We start from the raw sequence: 12,811 nt of genomic DNA on the forward strand, positions 1-12,811 counted from the left end.
GCCTGCTGCTACACTTTGGAGGCCGTTGCGGTTCCCTTGGCATCCTCGAATGCCGCACCAAGTGTCATGATCGCAGTGACATGGCGCTCGGCAATGGCGAGCGCGTCGTCGCCATAGCCGCCGCCGACGGTGCTCGCCAGCGGGATGCCGCGCTCGATCGCCAGCCGCGCGATCAGGCGTTCGCGTCGTACCAGTCCGTCGAGCGTCAGCGACAGCCGGCCGAGCCGGTCTCCTGCAAAGGGATCCACCCCCGCCTGATACAGGATCAGGTCGGCGCCAAAGGAATCGAGCAGCGGGACCAGCGTCTCTTCCAGCGTCGCCAGATACTGGGCATCGTCGACGCCGTCAGGCAGCGGTACGTCGAGCGTCGACTGCGCTTTTCGAACCGGAAAGTTCTTGTCCGCATGAATCGAATAGGTGGCGATCCCCGGCCGGCCCGCGAGCAGGGCGGCGGTGCCATCGCCCTGATGGACGTCGCAATCGACCACCAGGACCCGCTCGACGCTGCCCTCCTCGACCAGGCGGACCGCGGCGACGGCGAGATCGTTGAACACGCAGTAGCCCGCGCCCGTATCGGCAAGCGCATGATGACTGCCGCCGGCGGTATTGGCGGCAAAGCCGTGGCGCAGTGCGAGGACTGCTGCGACCCAGGTGCCGTCGGGAACGATCGCGGCGCGGCGGGCAACGGCGGCGCTGACCGGAAAACCGATCCTGCGTTCCTTCAAGGGCGGCACGCGGGCTTCAAGAACCTCGGCGACATAGCCCGGCTCATGGACCGCCTCGAGCCATTCGCGCGGCGTCGCGCGCGGCTCGTGCCAGGCCACCGCGCTGCCATGCGCGCGCAGCAGATCGCGGATGAGCCCATTCTTGTTCCAGCGATAGGTCGACCGGGCGGGCGCCGGGGTCACATAATCGGGATGGTGGACGACATGGATCATCGCGACCGACCGCACGATTGATCCGCGCCGATCGTCGACGGCGCGGACAAACCCTGCCACTTCACCAAGGTCCGCCTCATCCCCCTGCTCCTATCATACCCGACCACCATGTCCTTCGCTCAACGCGGGGTCCTTTCGGAGGATGCATGATCGCGTGGCGCGGCTCGACCGTCTTCGGGCTTGCAGACGGTCAGGAAACACCCGAATGGGCAGGGATGTCCGATCCGACCACCCTGCCCTATCGTCCCTGCGCGGGCATCATGCTGATCAACGGAGCGGGCCGGGTGTTCGTGGGCCGCCGCAGCGACTCGACGCTCGACGCGTGGCAGATGCCGCAGGGCGGGATCGACCCCGGCGAGGACCCTGAGACCGCGGCCCTTCGCGAACTGGGCGAGGAAACCGGCGTTTCACCCGACAAGGTCACGCTTATCGCGCAGGCCCCGGGCGAGTTCGTCTACGATCTTCCCCCCGAACTTCTCGGCAAGGTCTGGAAGGGCCGGTGGCGCGGCCAGCGGCAGCGCTGGTTCCTCTACCGCTTCCACGGCGATGACGGGGATATCGCGATCGACACCGAGCATGCGGAATTCGATGCCTGGCGCTGGATCGACCCCGCCGAACTTCCGGCAGTGATCGTCCCGTTCAAGAAGCGCCTCTACGAGGAGGTACTTGCCGCCTTCGCGCCACATCTCGGCGCAAGCGGACCGCGCTGAACCGTTCCCAACGCGGCGTGGTGACGCTACGGAACCCTGTGTGCCGATCCAGCCCCTCCTCCTGTCGCGATTTTGACCCGATTATGCGCTGTTTCCGTCTCCCGCTTCTCGCCGGCCTCCTGGTGACGGCATTGGCCCCCGCGCCCGCCATCGCCCAGACCGTGATGATTCCCGAAAATATTCGGGCGATGCTCGATGCCGCACTCGATGCGGGTAATGAGAGCGATGTCTCGACAATCGTCAAATATGCCCGCGCGGCCGACCCGCTCAGCGGCGACGCGGTTCTGGCAATCGCGGAAAAATGGAAGGCCGATCGCGCCGCCCAACGCACACAGGTCATCCGTCAGGCGAGCTTCCTCGACCTCTGGAGCGGCCGCGCCGAAGTCGGCGGCTATCTCACGACCGGCAATTCGGACACGGCCGGCGGTACTGCGGTCGTCGACCTGACCCGCGAAGGCCTGCGGTGGCGGCAGAAATTTCACGCCCAGGCGGATTACCAGGAAAACCAGAATGTCGCCGTGCGAGAGCATTATCTCGCCTCCTACGAACCCAACTACAAGATCGACGACCGCGCCTATATCTATGGCGCGGCGCAGTATGAAGGGGATCGGTTCCTCGGCTATAACAATCGCTATTCGGTCTCGGTCGGCGGCGGGTACAGCGTGCTGAAATCGGCGAGGACCAAGCTCGATCTCGAATTGGGGCCGGCATATCGGAACACCGACTTCACGGACAACACGAACCAGAGCGCGATCGCCGGGCGCGGGACGCTGAATTTCAGCTGGAGGATCACCAACGGCCTGTCGGTTACCCAGGTTGCGTCTGCCTATGTCCAGCGGTTCAACAGCACGCTCGGTGGAACCACCTCACTGACCGCGAAACTGATCGGTCCGCTCTCGGCTTCGCTGTCCTATGCCGTTCAATATGAAAGCGAACCGCCGGCGGGATCGATGACGACCGATACGACCAGCCGTGCCGCGCTGGTTTACAGCTTCTGACGGTTCCCCCCCGCGCCGCGCGAGGCTAGGGTCGGGGGATGAGAGGACTTTCGCACGACGAAACAGGCGCGGTCGCCAGGCTTGATGCGGCCGCGATGCTGCAGCAGGTGGAAAGCTGGGCCGCGGTCAACAGCGGCACGCGCAACCTTGAGGGGCTGGCGACGATGGCGGGGCTGCTCGCCGACGCGTTTTCGTGTCTTCCCGGCGATATCACACTCGTCGAGCCCGAACCGGCCGATAGCGTAGCGACCGACGGGACCATCAACCCACTGGACCACGGCCGGCATCTCCATCTTCGCGTTCGCCCGGATGCCGCGATGCGGATGCTGTTCACCGGTCACATGGACACGGTCTATCCCCGCGAGCACATGTTCCAGACATTGCGGAATCTGCCGGATGGCACGATCAACGGACCCGGCGTCGCCGATATGAAGGGCGGGCTTGCGGTGATGCTGGCCGCGCTCAAGACGATCGAGGCCAGCCCGCTGGGTCGGCGGATCGGGTATGACGTGGTGATCAACTCGGACGAGGAAACCGGCTCCTTCTCGTCCGCCGCCTTGCTCGCACGCGCGGCGCAAGGGAAGATTGCAGCCCTGACCTACGAGCCGGCGCTTGCTGACGGCACGCTGGCCGGCGCACGCGGTGGCACTGGCAATTTCTCGATCACCGTCCGCGGCCGGAGCGCACACGCCGGCCGCAATCCCGAGGAGGGCCGCAACGCGCTGGTCGCGGCCGCCGACATCGCGGTCCGGCTGTCAGAGGTCCGCAGGCCCGGGCTGTCCGTCAATCCCGCAAGGATCGATGGCGGAGGTCCCAACAACGTCGTTCCCGACGTCGCCGTGCTGCGCATCAACTTCCGCCCGGCGACACACGACGACATCACCCAGGCCCGCGCGCATATCGACGCCGTCGTCGCGACGGTGGCGGCCGAGCATGACGTCCGGATTGCGGTCCATGGCGGGTTCAATCGTCCGCCCAAGCCGATCGATACGGGGGCCGCGAACTTGTTCGCGCTGGTCAAGGCGAGCGGCGCGGACCTTGGCCTGGACATCGCCTGGAAAGCAACCGGGGGCGTGTGCGACGGCAACAACATCGCGGCGGCTGGCGTGCCGGTCGTCGACACCATGGGGGTGCGCGGCGGCGCGATCCATTCGCCGGACGAATTCATGATCCCCGAGAGTCTGACCGAGCGGGCGGCGCTGTCCGCGGTCACCATCCTGCGAATCTGCGAGAACGGCTTATGAGGACGCATCTGTGAGTTTCCGGATCCGCGCGGCGGTCGATAGCGACCTCCAGCCCTTGTACGAGATGGCCAAGCTGACCGGCGGGGGCTTTACCAACCTGCCCCCCGATCGCCGCGCGCTGCGCGCCAAGCTCGAACGCAGCCACGCCGCCTTCGCACGGACCGCACCTGCCGAGGACGGCGTGGTCAGCGACGAGCTGTTCGTCCTCGTTCTCGAGAATCGCATGACGGGGGAGGTCCGCGGCACATGCCAGCTGTTCACGCATGTCGGTCAGAGCTGGCCCTTCTACAGCTACCGGATCGGCACGCTGACGCAGCACAGCCGCGAGCTCTCGCGAACCTTCCGCGCCGACATGCTGAGCCTCGCCACCGATCTCGAGGGGTCGAGCGAGGTCGGCGGCCTGTTCCTGCATCCGGGCGAGCGGGCCGGCGGGCTGGGCCTGTTGCTTGCGCGCAGCCGCTATCTCTTCATCAAGGCGCATCGCGCGCGGTTTGCCGACCGTATTCTCGCCGAGCTTCGCGGGATCATCGATGAGGCGGGTGGTTCGCCGTTCTGGGACGGTCTGGCGGGGCGGTTTTTTGGAATGAATTTCCAGGACGCCGATCAATTCAATGCGATCAACGGGCATCAGTTCATCGCCGATCTGATGCCGAAACATCCGATCTACACCGCGATGCTGTCCGAGACCGCGCGTGCCGCGATCGGCTTGCCGCACCCCTCCGGCCGGGCGGCAATGCGGATGCTCGAGAATGAGGGGTTCGCGTTCGAGAATTATGTCGACATCTTCGACGGCGGACCGACGATGACAGCGCGCACGGACAAGGTGCGGTCGATCGCGGATGCGCGCACGGCCCAGGTCGTGACGATTGCGGACACCCTGCCCGCCAGCGACGTAACGACCGAAGCGCTGGTCGCGACGGGTACGCTGGCAGACTTCCGGTGCGCGTTCGGTGCCATCCGCCCGGTGGCCGATGGCATCGCCCTGTCGCAAGGCTGTGCAGCGGCGCTGGACGTCAGCGAAGGCGCATCCGTCCTCCACGTGGCGCGCCTCTGATGTGCGGCGCCAACCTCGTCGAGATCAATTTCGACGGCCTGATCGGTCCCAGCCACAATTACGCTGGGCTGAGCCCCGGCAATCTGGCCGCGACCCGTAATGCGGGCGCTGTCGCACGGCCCCGCGCCGCCGCGCTGCAGGGAATCGCGAAGATGCGCGCGAACCTCGACCTCGGGTTGGTGCAGGGGATCCTCCTCCCCCACCCCCGCCCCGACCATCGCTGGCTCGATTCGCTCGCGACCAGGTATGCAGAGGCACCAAGGCATCTGCAGGCGCAGGCGATTTCGGCCTCGGCAATGTGGGCGGCCAATGCCGCGACCGTATCGCCCGGCCCTGATACCGCGGACGGGCGCTGCCACCTGAGCGTCGCGAACCTCGGCACGATGCCGCACCGCAGCCACGAATGGCCAGCAACGCTCGCGCAGCTGCGTATCGCCTTCGCCGACCCGGCCTTCGCGGTGCACCCGCCCGTCCCGCTGCCGTTCGGCGACGAGGGCGCGGCCAACCACATGCGACTGTGCGAAGCCCACGGCGCACCGGGCGTCGAAATCTTCGTCTATGGCGAAGCCGGCGGCCCATTTCCCGCGCGCCAGCACCGTGAGGCCAGCGAGGCGATCGCGCGCCGGCACGGGCTCGACCCCGCGCGGACCTTGTTCGTCCGCCAGTCTGATGCGGCGATCGCGGCAGGCGCGTTCCACAACGACGTGGTCGCCGTCGCCAACGAGACCGTGCTGTTTACGCACGAGCAGGCCTTTGCCAACGCGGACCGCTTCTATGAAGATTTGCGGCGGCTGATGCCCTCGGTCGAGATCGTCGAGGTGCCCAGCGCCCGCGTCAGCCTCGAAGACGCAGTCAGATCCTATCTCTTCAACGCGCAGCTCGTCTCGCGCGCCGCGGGCACGACGCTGATCCTGCCCGAGGAAGCGCGGAGCAACGCACCGGTCTGGCGCTGGCTGAGCGAGCATGTCGCGGGCAACGGACCGATCCGCGCACTCGAGATCGTCGACGTCCGCGAATCGATGGCCAATGGCGGCGGCCCCGCCTGCCTGCGCCTGCGGGTCGTCGCCGACCCCCGGACGGTCGATCCAAGTTTCCTTGTCGATCACGCCAGCCTCGACCGTATCGCCGGCCTCGTCACCGAGCACTGGCCCGAGACGGTCGACGCGAATGCGATCGGCGACGCGGCGCTCGTCGCCCGGATCGAGGCCGCGCATCGTGCCTTGCTCGAGGCCCTCGATCTTGTCGGGTTAATTGACAAATAACCCGAGTTGGCAGAATTGCGCGAGTCGCGAGCAGAGTTTTCCACTGTTTGTACGTTCACGGTTTGCTCTCCCACCGCGCAAGGGCGGCATCGGCGAGCGTCGATTGGTTGCGCTGTCGGGCGTAATGCTCGACCATCTGCAGCGATTGGCCGCTGACCGATGCGGTCTCGGCGGTTGAGCACCCGGCCTCGAGCAGCGCGATCACGGCGTTCTTGCGCAGGCCGTGCGGTACGCTGGGCGCGCCGGCAGTGGCCGAGAAAGCCTTAAGCATCTTGCGGGCGTTGTCGTCCCGCAGCGGCGCGCCGCGCGGCGTCCGGCATATCGCGCCCTCCACCCGCTCGTGCTTCGCAAGCTCCGCGCTCAGCGCGCTATGGACCGGGATGCTTAGTCGCTTCTTCGTCTTGTCTTGGCGGACCTCGACGCGATCGGTAGCAACATCCGACCAAGTCATTCTAAGCACGTCGCCGAGGCGCTGCGCGGTGTAGTAGAGCAGATGCGCGAGCAGGCGCACCATGGGGTCTTCGGCAGCGAGAACCGCGCGCAGCACATGCTGCGGCCAAGGCTCGTGTTCCCCGCCATCCATCATCGTAATTCCGTCGCACGGGTTCTTCGCGATGTGCTCGCGATCGACGGCCCAGGCGAATAGCGCGCCGCTCGTCCTGAGGAATGCGTTTGCCGCGCCCGGCGTTGCGGCCATCTTGTCCAGCACCGTCCGCATGTCGCCGCGGGTGATGCCGTTGACCGGGGCGGTCGGCAGCGCCCGCTCCAGGCGGCGAAGATAGATGTCGTACAGCTTGCGCGACGACTGCGCCAAGGCGCCGTAGGCGGCCCGCGCTGGTACATGTCGACGAGAACCGGGACCGTTACGAGGGTCGACTTCGTCTTCCGATTGCGGTGGCCCATCAGCGCCGCATAGCTTCCTCCAAACTCCATTGACCGGAGCGGCGGCAGGCGAGTCATCAGCCGCTTGCCGTCGACCACCTTGCCGGTGTCGAAATACAGGTACTCCCGGCCCTTCGACCGCACCCGCTTTACATATTTGGGCAGGTCATGCGGCAAGGCCCGGCTGATCCTTCCGCCAGTCGTTGACCCCGCCCGACATCTCGTCGAGGCTCGCGTCCAGCGCCGCGCGATCCCAGCGCGCGCCGCCCGACATTGCGACCGATCCCGGCAGCCGGCCGGCATAGACCTCCGCGTCGAACTGCTGTGGCGTCAGCTCGCAATACTTCGCGGCGTTCGCCCGCTTGAGCATGCGCGGCCAATACGGTGCTGCCCTCATCGGTTCTGTCCTTCCTGATCTGTGAAGTGAGCTTTCACGGCCAGACCAGCGGTTGCGGGACTCAGCGGCGAGAATTTTTGGGAGGCATGAACGAGGCCCGCCCTCCGGGGCGATAAGCGCACCATGTCAACTGCACGCAACGAGGCGCAGCGTGCCACGGCGCTGAGTGTTCACGGGCGAAATATGCCGTCTTCGATCCTTCATAAGATCAATGGCATAGCGACGCCGCAGTGGTATGATGACCGGGCGCGGGACGTTTTTAGGAATGCAATAAATGGACTTCCCGTGGACCGAGGCCGCAACATTGGTGCGGATGCCAGCAGCGCAAAAAGACGACGAAGGAAACGAGCTTCTGTACGAGGGGTCGTTGCTATTAATGGCCCAAAAGGTTCGTGCTATGAAGCCGATTGAACGGCGCCATCTAAAGATCTCCCTTCCTGATAGAATCGTGCGACCGCACACCTTCAAAGACGGTTCGCTCGCCGCCCTGATCGACGACATTCCCGTGGTGGGGTGACAATGTGCGCTTTCGATTGGCGCAACGGCGATTTGATTAAGCGCATTTGAAGTGCCTAGCGAGCCGTCACATGTGCCCAGCCTGTCCTGCCATCCAGCAAGACTCGTCTCGAGGTCGCCATGTTTTCTTTGATTGCACTGTATCTGGAATATCGCAGGACGAAGGCGCGAGGCGTTGCAGCTCGTGTCGTATCCGCGACTAAAACAGCTATTGCTGCCAATGACCGCGGTGCGTCGCGAACGGCCGCGGACGCAGCGTAACGCTCGACGCACGCTGACGCGGCGGTTCCGCTGCGCTAGAGCCGCTCCTTGGACGACCAGAGAGGCACTACCATGGCAGCGACGATCATCACTCCCAGCGGCACTGGTGCGATGGAGGCCGGACTCGTACTTGACGAGGAAGGCAGCCGGTTCGTCGTCCTGACGTTCAAGGAGCCACAGGGCGAACCGACGCTCGTCACGTTTACTGTTCCGGTTTTTCAGAACTACGTCGAGCATCTGGTTCGAACAGCTAAGGCCGCTAACGAGGATGCCAACTGGGGCATTCCCGGCTGAGTATCTCCGCCGCAGTATCATGCCGCGATTTTGTCGAAACGGCGTGAGGGTACGGCCGCCTGCAACAGACTTCGCGGTGCGTTCGTCGTGATTCCGGCCCCCGCTACCCGTGTGGGCTGCCCGATTGCCACATTCTTGGCTCTCACCGACGACGCCGATCGGGATCGGGCGCGGGCGCAGGCGCGGATGCTGCAGTCAAACGCGGTCTTAGCCACGTTGTTCGCCATGTCGGCTACATCAACCACCGTGGACCGCCAGATAAGTTGGCTGCGCGCCAGCCTCGACAGAGCGCAACAAAGGAACGGACGTCCGGAGGGGGCGGACCGAGGTAGTCGGGGAGAGGGGCACGAAGCCAGGCCGATCGTTTCCGCGCAGGGCGGTCATGATCTGGGGCCAGCGGTGATAGAGGTCGTCGACGAAGATCACGGCCGCGATGATCGCGATCACGCCGAGACACGCCCAGCCGGCGCCGTACATGAACAGGTTCCAGGTCATGGGCGATCTCCAAGGGTGAGGACGGCGATCATCAGGTCGATCAGGATCTCCGCGGAGACGATGCCCATCAGATCGGGGATTGGGGGAAGCGGTGCGCGCAGAGCTGCGCCAGCGGGGTCGAGGTAGCTCACTGCCCCTGCCCTTCGGCCGCGGCGCGGATCGCCTGCCCCCATGCGTGGCTGGAAACCTGCGGATCGATCGGCTTGGCGACCTCGTAAGGCGCGCCCTGCTCGATGATGGCGGGGTGCACGATGCCGACCTTGCGCTGCTCGACGGCCTGGCGCTTCAGCGTACCGGGCACCCATGCGGGCTTGCGGGGCGCCCTGAGCCGGCACACGCCGGGGATCTGGACCGTCCGACCCGCGGCCAGCGACGCCAGCACGGCACCGAACACGCGTTCGGCCATGTCCTGCGCATCCTCGGCAGCGATCCCCGATTCTGCGATCGCGGTGATGAGGTGCTTATCGACCATGAACAATGTCCAGCCACTGGGTTGCGCCCGCGGGCGTGATGATCTTGGCGCGGCGCTCGTCCCGCGTGATCGCAAGACGCGGGAGGACGAGCTCGACAGCCTTGGGCGGCATCGTCCATTCGTCGGGGTTCTGCCGCGGGCGGCGCAGGACAGCCGCAGTCGGGACCGATACCGGATCCCGCCCCTCTTTCATCAGCGTGCCGATCTGCTCGACCGTCCAGCGCGAGGTCGGGTGCGAGGTGCCCTGCCACAGCGACGAGGGGGTGGAGCCCCGTGCAGACACTCACGCGTCGCCGAGGCCCGGCGCGCGAGCGGGTTGAATACGCGGCACCGATTATGCCAACGTTCGTGTTCGCGGGTGCCGATCGCCGACACGACCTCGCCCGCATCGCCGCGCTACCCTTCTCCGAACATCCCGGCTTCTCGGTTTTTCGCTATCTTGGCGCTATCCCAACGATCGGGGACGCTGAGATAGCTGAGGCTCGGCGTATCGAAGAACGGGGTAAACGGGCAGCCAAGATGGGGCAGCGCCAGGCCTTCACCGTCGGGCAACCGGTCAAGGTCAAAGAAGGTCCCGGCGCTGGTCTCTCGGGTGAGGTCGTAAGGGACGGCGATGGCAAGTTCGTGCTCGTCGCATTCGCTGGCATCAACCTGAAAATCGGGTCTTGGCTACTTGGAACGGATGAGGTACATGATGCGCCTATCGCCGCATAAGCGAGCTGCGATGAGCGCGCTGGCTAGCCACCCTCATCCCCTCACGTAGGAGCCATGCTCCGAGCGATTGTCCTACGGTATGGTCAGATGCGACGTTACTTTGTGCTATGATGTGGCCTATGCTTGTAGGCCCACTACGCTCAGGAACTTTGTATGAAGAACGTCGTCAGCCTGGTTCTTGCATCCATCTTAGTTGCCGCTCCGGCGCACGCGCAGACGGTTAACGACGATGTCCGGTGCCTGGTTGTAACCAGTGCCGTCGGCGAGCAGGCCGAGAACGAGCCAACGCGGAAGGTCGCGAATTTGACGGCGGCGTTCTATATGGGGCGGCTGGATGGACGAGTTCCCGCAACTGTTGCTGCAGCCCTCAAGTCTCAGCCGGCTGTCGCTGGAACCGCCGCGCTGGGAATTTTTAAAGCCTGCGCCGCGAGGGCACAGGGCGCACAGGCGCGCTTGCGTGCAGAATCTCGGTGATTTGACGGCGCCAAGTAATTGAGCGTGAGATGAGGTGCGGAATGGGAGGAGCGGCGCGAGGCGCCTTCAGCTTCACCACCGCTGACCATGTAGAGCATACTCGTGCTGCGGATCGCCGAGGAGATGTCGAGCGGGTCGCGCCATCAGGGGCGCAGTGAGCGCTTGATCGACCAAGCAGAGCAGGCAGCAATCGACCTGCGGGCCGCCGTACGTGGGCGCTAATTAGTTACGGAGCGAGAGTGCATATGTCGCTGCTTGTGATCCGCTGCCACCGCTCGTTCAACTTCCTCGCGAGGAATGGGCGATGCTGCCATTAAACGATGAGCAGATCGGGGTCGGAATCTTTAGCCGAGGCGGATCCTTGTATCTTCAGAAGTGGGCTATCCAGGACTTCCCAAATTCGCTCTTCGGTATCCCAAATCTCGAAGATGCCGGGTCCCTTAATGTTTACATGCGTGCCGTCAAGAAGCTGGTACACAGTGCTCTCTCGATGCGTAATGATGCCGCTGTCGAGGTCGTGAAACCTAGTCATGTTAATCCATCGTATGACGGTGTACCGTCCTCCGCTATCGCCCTGAGCCGCAAAGCGTTCCATTTCTTTCATCTTGTGCCCCCGAGTCGCAAACTGACTCAGTATATATTGCACGTTTTCCAAGCACGTAGTTACTGATGAGCAAGCTCAAAGCTTTACCCAGCCGCCTCACATCCCTGCGGCCCGGGCTTGGTTCTTTTCCGCCTATCGAGCGCACCCGCGACGAGGACCGCATGCTGCACGCGCCTTGGCGCAAGCTCTACAAGACGGCGCGCTGGCGGGCGTTGCGCATGGTCATTCTGACCCGCGACATGTTCACCTGCCAGTGGCCCGGGTGCGGCTTTATGACTGCCGACACGTCGCAGCTTGTCGTCGACCACAAGCGGCAGCATCACGGCGATGAGGTCCTCTTCTGGGACGAGCGCAACCTGCAGTGCCTGTGCGCTCCCTGCCACAACAGCCGCAAGCAGCGCGCTGAGCGCGCCCAACGACACTGACCACGCCGCCCCACCCCCGGGGGGGAGGGTCGAACTATCGGCAGGGCACGCCCTGCTGGACCCCATAGGCTCTCACGCGCAGATTTTTTCCTCCTCACGTTTTGAGGTGCGTACTTTTCGGCCGGAGGTGCCGCGTCATGGCAACCCGAAAATCAACCTTCGACTGGACGCGCATCGAGTTTGAATACTTGGCCGGCGAAGATTCCATTCGGGAAATAGCTGATCGGCACGCAATTTCGGAAGGTGCTATTCGGAAGCGCGCCAAGGCCGAAAAGTGGGTTCGAGTGGTACGCAGGGTACGCAAAGTGCGTACTTCGACGCCTCCGCAGCCTTCGCCGCCAGTCGAGCGCGAGCGCGAGCCAGTTCCGGATGCTGCCGCAATCGCCGAACGCGGACGCGGGCTGGTGTCGCGGATGCTGGATGAGCTCGAGGCGACGACAACGCATGTCGGCGACCGTTGCAACCGCAGCCGCGGCGGCTCCGGCCTTCACCTCGCAGCCTACGGTCAGCCCTTCGACTGGAACGGCGGGGACGACCTACACCGCGACGCCCGGCGCAGTAAGCAACGGTACAATAACGTCGCGTGCGTGGTCGCTCAACGGCTCGGTCATCAGCACCGGGCTGACCGCCACCCCCGCTTCCGGCGGCACGCTGACGTATCAGGAGTTCGCGACCGGCACGGGCGGCAGCGCTTCGTCGTCGGTTTTGACGCGCACGGTATCGGCTGCGGCATCGACCCTCGTTCTTTCGCCAAATGCCCTCTCGATCACATCGAATGCAGCCGCAGGCACCTTGGTTTCAAATATCTCGAACGTACCAGCCGACGTCGCGCCAACGGTAGCGCCGAACGACGGTCGCTTGATCATCGCAGGCGATGCCGCGTCAGGGTGGAAGGTCGTCATTGGCATGTCCACGCTGTCGGCGGGGACGATCAACTACGCGGTCGCCGCGGCGGGCGCGACGAGCGCGAGCGGTGTCCTGACCGTATCAACCGCTTCGTCCACGCCCGGCGCCTTTTTCACCGATCCATTCTTCACCAACGGCATGTTCGCCCGCTCGTAAAAGGTAATT

The 12,811-nt window shown here is 64.7% G+C and carries 19 protein-coding genes; 11 read left to right on the top strand and 8 right to left on the bottom strand.

Annotation, left to right across the window (positions count from 1 at the left end; translation table 11 throughout):
* Positions 1-8: 8 nt before the first annotated feature.
* Positions 9-938 (bottom strand): histone deacetylase family protein, encoded by a 930-nt coding sequence (locus NEF64_RS10490; RefSeq protein WP_031396546.1) that lies wholly within the window; start codon positions 936-938, stop codon positions 9-11.
* A gap of 215 nt (positions 939-1,153) precedes the next feature.
* Between NEF64_RS10490 and NEF64_RS10495 the strand changes: the two genes are divergently transcribed.
* From NEF64_RS10495 to NEF64_RS10515, 5 genes are all read left to right on the top strand, one after another.
* Positions 1,154-1,648 carry an RNA pyrophosphohydrolase gene (locus NEF64_RS10495; protein ID WP_031396547.1) on the top strand — a complete coding sequence of 165 codons (495 nt, stop codon included), beginning with the start codon at positions 1,154-1,156 and terminating at the stop codon, positions 1,646-1,648.
* Positions 1,649-1,812: 164 nt separating this feature from the next.
* Positions 1,813-2,646, top strand: a complete 834-nt coding sequence (locus tag NEF64_RS10500) for a DUF481 domain-containing protein (protein WP_235516489.1) — start codon at positions 1,813-1,815, stop codon at positions 2,644-2,646.
* A gap of 38 nt (positions 2,647-2,684) precedes the next feature.
* Positions 2,685-3,890 carry a hydrolase gene (locus NEF64_RS10505; protein WP_056408222.1) on the top strand — a complete coding sequence of 402 codons (1,206 nt, stop codon included), beginning with the start codon at positions 2,685-2,687 and terminating at the stop codon, positions 3,888-3,890.
* Between the two features lie 10 nt (positions 3,891-3,900).
* A complete protein-coding gene (locus tag NEF64_RS10510) occupies positions 3,901-4,944 on the top strand; it encodes an arginine N-succinyltransferase (protein WP_056408219.1) in 1,044 nt (347 codons plus the stop codon).
* Positions 4,944-6,206 (top strand): N-succinylarginine dihydrolase, encoded by a 1,263-nt coding sequence (locus NEF64_RS10515; protein ID WP_056408216.1) that lies wholly within the window; start codon positions 4,944-4,946, stop codon positions 6,204-6,206. The genes NEF64_RS10510 and NEF64_RS10515 overlap by 1 nt, the downstream gene beginning before the upstream one ends.
* Positions 6,207-6,261: 55 nt before the next feature.
* On the opposite strand, the gene NEF64_RS10520 is transcribed toward NEF64_RS10515, so the two are convergent.
* Together NEF64_RS10520 and NEF64_RS10525 are read right to left on the bottom strand one after the other, a co-directional pair.
* Positions 6,262-7,020, bottom strand: a complete 759-nt coding sequence (locus NEF64_RS10520) for a tyrosine-type recombinase/integrase (RefSeq protein ID WP_252573705.1) — start codon at positions 7,018-7,020, stop codon at positions 6,262-6,264.
* Between the two features lie 234 nt (positions 7,021-7,254).
* Positions 7,255-7,485: a hypothetical protein gene (locus tag NEF64_RS10525; RefSeq protein ID WP_156360440.1), complete on the bottom strand. Its 231-nt coding sequence runs from the start codon at positions 7,483-7,485 to the stop codon at positions 7,255-7,257.
* A 274-nt stretch (positions 7,486-7,759) separates the two neighbouring features.
* On the opposite strand from NEF64_RS10525, the gene NEF64_RS10530 reads away from it, so the two are divergent.
* The gene (locus NEF64_RS10530) at positions 7,760-8,002 is read left to right on the top strand and encodes a hypothetical protein (protein WP_056408208.1); all 243 of its coding nucleotides are present in this window, start codon (positions 7,760-7,762) and stop codon (positions 8,000-8,002) included.
* 332 nt (positions 8,003-8,334) lie between these two features.
* Positions 8,335-8,556 (top strand): hypothetical protein, encoded by a 222-nt coding sequence (locus NEF64_RS10535; protein WP_146163707.1) that lies wholly within the window; start codon positions 8,335-8,337, stop codon positions 8,554-8,556.
* 237 nt (positions 8,557-8,793) lie between these two features.
* On the opposite strand, the gene NEF64_RS10540 is transcribed toward NEF64_RS10535, so the two are convergent.
* Genes NEF64_RS10540 through NEF64_RS10550 form a run of 4 tightly spaced genes read right to left on the bottom strand, consistent with a single transcriptional unit; the run spans position 8,794 to position 9,806 of the window.
* Positions 8,794-9,051: a hypothetical protein gene (locus NEF64_RS10540; RefSeq protein WP_056408205.1), complete on the bottom strand. Its 258-nt coding sequence runs from the start codon at positions 9,049-9,051 to the stop codon at positions 8,794-8,796.
* Complete coding sequence (locus tag NEF64_RS19265; RefSeq protein ID WP_261362600.1) at positions 9,048-9,182, bottom strand: hypothetical protein; 135 nt, start codon at positions 9,180-9,182, stop codon at positions 9,048-9,050. The genes NEF64_RS10540 and NEF64_RS19265 overlap by 4 nt, the downstream gene beginning before the upstream one ends.
* Positions 9,179-9,523 (bottom strand): HU family DNA-binding protein, encoded by a 345-nt coding sequence (locus NEF64_RS10545; protein ID WP_056408202.1) that lies wholly within the window; start codon positions 9,521-9,523, stop codon positions 9,179-9,181. Before NEF64_RS10545 ends, NEF64_RS19265 begins: the two co-directional genes overlap by 4 nt.
* The gene (locus NEF64_RS10550; protein WP_252573707.1) at positions 9,513-9,806 is read right to left on the bottom strand and encodes a hypothetical protein; all 294 of its coding nucleotides are present in this window, start codon (positions 9,804-9,806) and stop codon (positions 9,513-9,515) included. The genes NEF64_RS10545 and NEF64_RS10550 overlap by 11 nt, the downstream gene beginning before the upstream one ends.
* Here NEF64_RS10550 and NEF64_RS10555 point away from each other — a divergent pair.
* Complete coding sequence (locus NEF64_RS10555) at positions 9,797-10,237, top strand: transcription termination/antitermination protein NusG (protein WP_156360435.1); 441 nt, start codon at positions 9,797-9,799, stop codon at positions 10,235-10,237. The two genes, NEF64_RS10550 and NEF64_RS10555, sit on opposite strands and share 10 nt — an antisense overlap.
* A gap of 153 nt (positions 10,238-10,390) precedes the next feature.
* Positions 10,391-10,711, top strand: coding sequence for a hypothetical protein (locus NEF64_RS10560; RefSeq protein ID WP_128082055.1), 321 nt, complete (start codon positions 10,391-10,393; stop codon positions 10,709-10,711).
* A 313-nt stretch (positions 10,712-11,024) separates the two neighbouring features.
* On the opposite strand, the gene NEF64_RS10565 is transcribed toward NEF64_RS10560, so the two are convergent.
* Positions 11,025-11,315, bottom strand: a complete 291-nt coding sequence (locus tag NEF64_RS10565; RefSeq protein WP_156360434.1) for a hypothetical protein — start codon at positions 11,313-11,315, stop codon at positions 11,025-11,027.
* Between the two features lie 65 nt (positions 11,316-11,380).
* On the opposite strand from NEF64_RS10565, the gene NEF64_RS10570 reads away from it, so the two are divergent.
* Together NEF64_RS10570 and NEF64_RS10575 are read left to right on the top strand one after the other, a co-directional pair.
* Positions 11,381-11,740 (top strand): HNH endonuclease, encoded by a 360-nt coding sequence (locus NEF64_RS10570; protein ID WP_252573709.1) that lies wholly within the window; start codon positions 11,381-11,383, stop codon positions 11,738-11,740.
* Between the two features lie 444 nt (positions 11,741-12,184).
* Positions 12,185-12,802, top strand: coding sequence for a hypothetical protein (locus NEF64_RS10575; RefSeq protein ID WP_252573711.1), 618 nt, complete (start codon positions 12,185-12,187; stop codon positions 12,800-12,802).
* The last annotated feature ends 9 nt before the right edge of the window (positions 12,803-12,811 follow it).

Origin of the sequence: Sphingomonas aerolata, from assembly GCF_023935825.1 — a bacterium.
Classification (GTDB): domain Bacteria; phylum Pseudomonadota; class Alphaproteobacteria; order Sphingomonadales; family Sphingomonadaceae; genus Sphingomonas; species Sphingomonas aerolata.

Excerpts from the sequence above, each read along its gene's own strand:
- NEF64_RS10490 (WP_031396546.1), bottom strand. The coding sequence starts at position 938 with ATGATCCATGTCGTCCACCATCCCGATTATGTGACCCCGGCGCCCGCC.
- NEF64_RS10495 (WP_031396547.1), top strand. The coding sequence starts at position 1,154 with ATGTCCGATCCGACCACCCTGCCCTATCGTCCCTGCGCGGGCATCATG.
- NEF64_RS10500 (WP_235516489.1), top strand. The coding sequence starts at position 1,813 with ATGATTCCCGAAAATATTCGGGCGATGCTCGATGCCGCACTCGATGCG.
- NEF64_RS10505 (WP_056408222.1), top strand. The coding sequence starts at position 2,685 with ATGAGAGGACTTTCGCACGACGAAACAGGCGCGGTCGCCAGGCTTGAT.
- NEF64_RS10515 (WP_056408216.1), top strand. The coding sequence starts at position 4,944 with ATGTGCGGCGCCAACCTCGTCGAGATCAATTTCGACGGCCTGATCGGT.
- NEF64_RS10525 (WP_156360440.1), bottom strand. The coding sequence starts at position 7,485 with ATGAGGGCAGCACCGTATTGGCCGCGCATGCTCAAGCGGGCGAACGCC.
- NEF64_RS10530 (WP_056408208.1), top strand. The coding sequence starts at position 7,760 with ATGGACTTCCCGTGGACCGAGGCCGCAACATTGGTGCGGATGCCAGCA.
- NEF64_RS10535 (WP_146163707.1), top strand. The coding sequence starts at position 8,335 with ATGGCAGCGACGATCATCACTCCCAGCGGCACTGGTGCGATGGAGGCC.
- NEF64_RS10540 (WP_056408205.1), bottom strand. The coding sequence starts at position 9,051 with ATGACCTGGAACCTGTTCATGTACGGCGCCGGCTGGGCGTGTCTCGGC.
- NEF64_RS10545 (WP_056408202.1), bottom strand. The coding sequence starts at position 9,523 with ATGGTCGATAAGCACCTCATCACCGCGATCGCAGAATCGGGGATCGCT.
- NEF64_RS10560 (WP_128082055.1), top strand. The coding sequence starts at position 10,391 with ATGAAGAACGTCGTCAGCCTGGTTCTTGCATCCATCTTAGTTGCCGCT.
- NEF64_RS10565 (WP_156360434.1), bottom strand. The coding sequence starts at position 11,315 with ATGAAAGAAATGGAACGCTTTGCGGCTCAGGGCGATAGCGGAGGACGG.
- NEF64_RS10570 (WP_252573709.1), top strand. The coding sequence starts at position 11,381 with ATGAGCAAGCTCAAAGCTTTACCCAGCCGCCTCACATCCCTGCGGCCC.
- NEF64_RS10575 (WP_252573711.1), top strand. The coding sequence starts at position 12,185 with ATGTCGGCGACCGTTGCAACCGCAGCCGCGGCGGCTCCGGCCTTCACC.